Annotated in this window: 1 protein-coding gene; it reads right to left on the bottom strand. The window is 70.2% G+C overall.

What is annotated here, in order from left to right; translation table 11 throughout:
• A partial coding sequence (locus tag AB0D74_RS50215) for an amino acid adenylation domain-containing protein (protein ID WP_362603358.1) occupies positions 1–5,915 on the bottom strand: 5,915 nt, incomplete at its 3' end.
• Positions 5,916–6,125 lie beyond the last annotated feature (210 nt).

Below are 6,125 nucleotides of genomic sequence, written 5' to 3'. Positions count from 1 at the left end.
CCAGGACCCACACCCATCAACGGCCCAAAAACCCCCGCCAGATTCCGCACCGCACCATGCCCGACAGCCACACCCTTCGGCCGCCCCGTCGAACCGGATGTGTAAATGACGTACGCAAGCCCATCCGCATGCCGGACACCCTCCAATGAAGAGCAGTCCGGTCCCCCGGCATCCGAGGACACCTCCACGTCCTCCAGCCACACCACCCGGCCATCCGGCACCTCCGCCAGCACCGGACCGGCAGCCTCGCGCTGCGCCAGCACACAGGCCGCCCCGCTGTCCGCCAGCAGATAGGCCACCCGCTCCGCCGGATACTCCGGATCCACCGGCACATACGCCGCCCCCGCCTTCCACACCCCCAACACCGCAACCACCATCTCCACCCCACGCGGCAGACACAACCCCACCACGCACTCCGGCCCAACCCCCAACCCCCGCAGATGACGGGCCAACCGATCCGCCCGCGCATTCAACTCGCCATACGAGGCCTCGGTGTCCCCACGCACCACCGCCACCGCACCCGGCGACCGCCCCACCCACCCCTCGAACAACTCCAACACCGACTCATCCGTGAACTCGACCCCGTTGTCGTTCCAGTGGTCGATTACCTGCTCACGCCGGGCGGCGTCCAGGACTTCCACGGAGGCGATTTCATGGTCCGGGCCGCCGTCCAGGGAGACGGTCAGGGCGGTGGAGAGGTTGTCGGCCGTGGTGTGCAGGAGGTCGGCGACGAGTTGGGCGTCCGCCGACTTGGTGGCCTCCACGCTCAGGCTGTACCCGCGGTCGCCGTGGTCGTTCACGGAGACGATCAGCGGGTAGTTTCCGCTCTCCTGCGTGTAGAGGGCGCGGACGCCCAGCTGTGCGTCGCGGGGGTCCGAGGGCTGGAGTCCGACGATGTCGCGGTCGTTGTGGCGGTAGTTGAGGAGGGAGGTGAAGAGCGGGGCATCGCCCGTGATGCCGCTGGCCTGCTGTGCCACGGCCAGTGGGGTGTGTTCGTGCGCCACCAGTTCGGCCAGTTGAGCGCGCATCGCGGCCACGGCCGCGCGGACTCCCGTGTCAAGGGTCCGGACACGGGCGGGCAGGGTGTTCATGAACAGGCCCAGCGCCCGATCGGCTCCGGCGCCCGCGCTCATGCGTCCCAGCAGTACGGTGCCGAAGACCACGTCGTCCCGGCCCGACACCGCCGCCAGCACCCGCGCCCACGCCACATGCCACACCGTCGCCGGGCTGACCCCCAGGCTCCGGGCCACGCGGCGGACCCGGTCGGCCACCGCCGCTGTCACGGGACGGTGGGCGCGCACGACCTCGGCGCCGTCGCCGTGCACGTCGAGCAGTCCGAACGGTGCGGTGGGTTCGGTCACGTCGCCCAGCAACTCGGCGAAGAAGGCCGCGTGTTCGGCGTCGGCGACCTCGGTACGCGCCTGGGCTACGAAGTCCCGAAACGGCACGGGCCGTTGCAGCTGTTCGCCCTCGCCGAGCATGAACGCGCGCAGCTCTTTCAGGAGCAGTGCCATGCCGGTGTGGTCCTGGATCAGGTGGTGCATCCGCAGCAGGGCCAGGAGCCGGCCGTCGGCGGTTCGGGTGGTGTGCAGGTCCATCAACGGTGCCTGGGACAGGTCCATGGACCGGCCCACCGAGTTGACCAGCGCGGCGACCGGGTCGGCTGTGGCCCGCTCGTCCAGCACCACGGAGAAGGTCCGCAGCTCCGCATGGCGCCTGACCACCTGGACCGGCTCGGACACACCTTCCCAGACCACTCCGGTCCGGTACACGTCGTGGCGGTCGATGACATGTCCCAGCGCGCTGGTGAACGCCTCCAGGCGCTGCTCGTCGTCGAACTCCAGCACCATCACCGTGACATAGGCGTCCGCTCCGCCTTCCGCCAGCAGGTGGTGGAAGAGGAGGCCCTCCTGCAGTGGTGCCAGCGGATAGACGTCCGCCACGTTCGCCGCACCGCCGGGCACGGCCGACGCCACCTGCTGGAGTTCCACGGCCGAGAGGCCCGCCAGCGGGACCATGTCCGGGGTGATCCGCGTCGTTCCTTCGGGGATTCCGTCCGGTACGTCGCCGGAACCGGCGGAACCGCCGTCCGTGGCCTCCGCGACGGCGGCCAGTGCGGCCGGGGTCGGCGCCTGGAACAACGCCCGCACCGAGACGTCCAGTCCGCGCGCCCGGAGTCGCTCCACCAGTCGTACCGCCAGCATCGAATGCCCGCCTCGAGCGAAGAAGTCGTCCTCCGCTCCGGCCTCGTCGATGCCGAGCACCTCCGCGAAGGCCTGGCAGACCATTTCCTCCCGCGCGTTCGCGGGGGCCCGGCCGGGGGTGCCGGTGGCGTGGGTGTAGTCGGGTGCGGGCAGCGCCTTGCGGTCGAGCTTGCCGTTGACGGTCAGGGGCAGGTCGTCGAGGAGGACCACGGCGGAGGGCACCATGTAGTACGGCAGCCGGTCGGCGACGTACACACGCAGGTCATCCGTGGCGGTGGTCCCGGCGGCCCTGGCGACGGCGTAGGCGACCAGGCGCTTCTCGCCCCCCGTGTCCTCGCGCACGATCACCGCGGCCTGGGCCACGTCCGGGTGGGTGGCGAGGACCGCCTCGATCTCGCCCAACTCGATACGGAAGCCGCGGACCTTCACCTGCTCGTCGACCCGGCCGAGGTACTCCAGGACCCCGCCCTCCCGCCAACGGGCCAGGTCACCGGTGCGGTACATCCGCTCTCCGGTACCGAACGGGCAGGCCACGAACCGCTCGGCCGTAAGCCCGGGCCGGGCAAGATACCCACGGGTGAGCCCGCCGCCCGCGACGTGCAACTCACCGGCCACCCCGACCGGCACCGGGCGCAGTCCTGCGTCCAGCACGAAGGTGCGCAGGCCGGGTATGCCACGGCCGATCAGGCTTCCGCCGCCACGCGCGGCCAGTTCGGCGTCGAGCGCGAGATGGCTGACGTGCACAGTGGTCTCGGTGATCCCGTACATGTTCACCAGGACCGGTCCGTCGACGGCATGGCGCGCGTACCACTCGCCGAGCCGTGGCAGGTCCAGCGCCTCACCTCCGAACACGACGTAACGCAGGACCAGTTGCCTGCCCGTCTCCGGCCGGTCGGCGTCGGCGGCCATCAACTGGTAGAAGGCGGAGGGCGTCTGGCTCAGCACCGTCACCTGCTCGCGCACCAGCAGGTCCAGGAACTCGGCCGGCGAACGTGACACCGAGAACCCGGTCACCACCACGCGTCCGCCGTACAACAGCGCGCCCCACATCTCCCAGACGGAGAAGTCGAAGGCGAAGGAGTGGAAGCAACTCCACACGTCGTCGGGGCCGAACGCGTAGAGACGCTCAGCGGCGGCGAAGAGCTGTGCCACATTGCGGTGCGTGACGACGACACCCTTGGGACGGCCGGTGGATCCGGACGTGTAGATCACATAGGCGGGGTGGTCCGGCAGCGCCCTGGCCCCGCCATCCCCGTCCGTGGGTGCGGTGTCGGACAGTTCGGCCAGGCGTTCGACGGTCTCGGGACTGTCGACGGCGAGGAGCGGTACGTCACCGATCGCATCCACCAGGCCGGCCGCGACCGAGCAGGACGACAGCACGCAGCTCGCCTTGCTGTCGGCGAGCATGAAGCCCAGCCGCTCGGGCGGTTGCTGGGGATCGACGGGCAGGTACGCCGCTCCCGCCTTGACCACGCCCAGGAGCGCCGTCACGACGTCCGTCCCACGGTCCATGACCACCGCGACCACGGACTCGCGCCCCACACCCTGCTCCATCAGATGGCGCGCCAGCCGATTCGCCCGCGCGTCCAGCTCCGCGTACGAGACCTCGCCGTCCTCGGCCACCACGGCCCTGGCATCCGGCGAGCGTCGCACCTGCGCCTCGAACAGCTCCGCGAGCGAGACGTCAGCGGTACGCGGGGAGCCGGTCGACGCGTCGTTCCATTCGGTGAGAACCTGCCGCCGCTCCGACTCCGCCAGCACCTCCACCGCATGCACCCGCACCTCCGGCGCGGCCACCACCTGCTCCAGCACCCGCACCCAACGCTCGACCAGCACCGCAGGCGACTCCGCGTCGAACACGTCCGCCGCCGCCCGCACCACGAACCGCACCCCGGCCGGACCACCCTGCTCGTCGAACAACTCGCCCGCGGTCACGTCGAGATCGAACTTCGACACGGACGTCGTCGTCGGTCCGCTCGTGCCGGGCAGTTGCGCAGCGGCACGGGGCAGGTCGACGGCCGTGCTCGCCACGTTCTGGAGAGTGAGCATGACCTGGAAAAGCGGGTGCCGGGCGAGTGAGCGGGTCGGGGCCAGTTCCTCGACGAGCCGTTCGAAGGGGACGTCCTGGTGCTCCAACGCGGCAAGACTGCGCTCCCGCACCCGCGCCAGCACATCCCGGAAAGCCGGATCACCCGAGAGGTCGGTACGGATGACCAGGGTGTTCACGAAGAACCCGACGAGATCGTCAAGCCCCTCGTCCGTACGCCCCGCCACCGCAGACCCGATCGGAATGTCCTCCCCCGCACCCAACCGCGACAACAGCACCGCCAGCGCAGCCTGCAACACCATGAACACCGTCACACCCTCGGCCCTGGCCAACTCGACCAGCCCGGCGTGCACATCCGCCGACAGCCGCCGCTCGCTCGTATGCCCGCGATGCGTGGCCAGCGGTGGGCGGGGGTGGTCGAAGGGCAGGTCGAGTTCCTCGGGCACACCGTCCAACGCCTCGCGCCAGTAAGCGACCTGCCGATTGATCAGGCTCTCGGGATCCTCTTCATCGCCGAGCAACTCCCGCTGCCACAGCGTGTAGTCCGCGTACTGCACCGGCAACGGCACCCACTCCGGCGCCCGCCCCTCACACCGCGCCGCATACGCCGCCGAGAGGTCCCGCGCCAACGGCCCCATCGACCAGCCGTCCCCCGCAATGTGATGCACCACCAGCACCAACACGGACGACTCCGTGTCGACCTCCAAAAGCCAGCCCCGGAAGGGCAACTCCGCCGTCAGGTCGAACGCATACCGGCCCCGCTCTCCGATCGCCGCAGCGATGTCGTCCGCCGAGGCATCGCCGAGGTCGACGGTCTCCAGGTCCCAGTCCAGCTCCGCCACCGGTACGACGTGCTGATACGGCTCCCCGTCGACCGCAGGGAACTTCGTGCGCAGCGCCTCGTGCCGACCGAGTACGTCACGCAGAGCCGCTGCCAGCGCTGCCCGGTCGACGGAGGCGGCGGACAGACGTAGCGCCATAGGCAAGTTGTAGGTCGGGCTGGGGCCTTCGAGCTGGGCGAGGAACCACAGGCGCTGCTGCGCAAAGGACAGCGGAGGCCGGCCGGGCCGCTCGACAGCAGCGGTCAGAGCAGGGCGGAGGGTGCCATCCGACCGGGCCGCACCAAGGTAGACCGCCAGGGCCGCGGGGGTCGGCGCCTGGAACAGCGCCCGGACCCCCACCTCCTCGCCGAGCAGCACCCGCACACGGGAGACCAGCCGAACCGCGAGCAGGGAATGCCCGCCCAGGGCGAAGAAGTCGTCGTCCACACCGACGGACTCCACACCCAGCACCTGCGCAAAGGCCGCACACAGCAACTCCTCACGGACATCCGCCGGGGCACGCCCCGAGCCACCCGCGGCAGCCTCGGGAGCCGGCAGAGCCGCACGGTCCACCTTCCCGTTCGCATTCAACGGCAACTCGTCCAGCACCACGACAGCCGACGGCACCATGTGCCCCGGCAACCGCGAAGCAGCGAACTCCTGCACGGTAGAGCCGAGTTCCGGCACGTGTGGTGATTCGTCGTCCGGCACGATGTAGGCGACCAGACGGGGTTCTCCCTGGGTGTCCGGGCGGGCCACAACAGCCGCACGAGCGACTCCGGGGTGTGCGGCGACGACCGCCTGCACCTCACCCGGCTCGATCCGGAACCCACGTATCTTCACCTGATCATCCACCCGACCGGCGAACACCAACTGCCCATCACCGGCCCAGCGAGCCCGGTCCCCCGTGCGATACATCCGCACACCCCACCCGAACGGACACGCCACGAAACGCTCAGCGGACAACGGCGCGTTACCGACATAACCACGAGCCAGCTGAACACCTGCTACGTACAACTCCCCCACCACACCGGGAGCGACGGGCCGCAGCCA

Source organism: Streptomyces sp. NPDC048278, assembly GCF_040652195.1.
Classification (GTDB): Bacteria; Actinomycetota; Actinomycetes; order Streptomycetales; family Streptomycetaceae; genus Streptomyces.
Note: the sequence above shows the minus strand (reverse complement) of the source record. Positions and strands in the feature narration are given on the sequence as shown.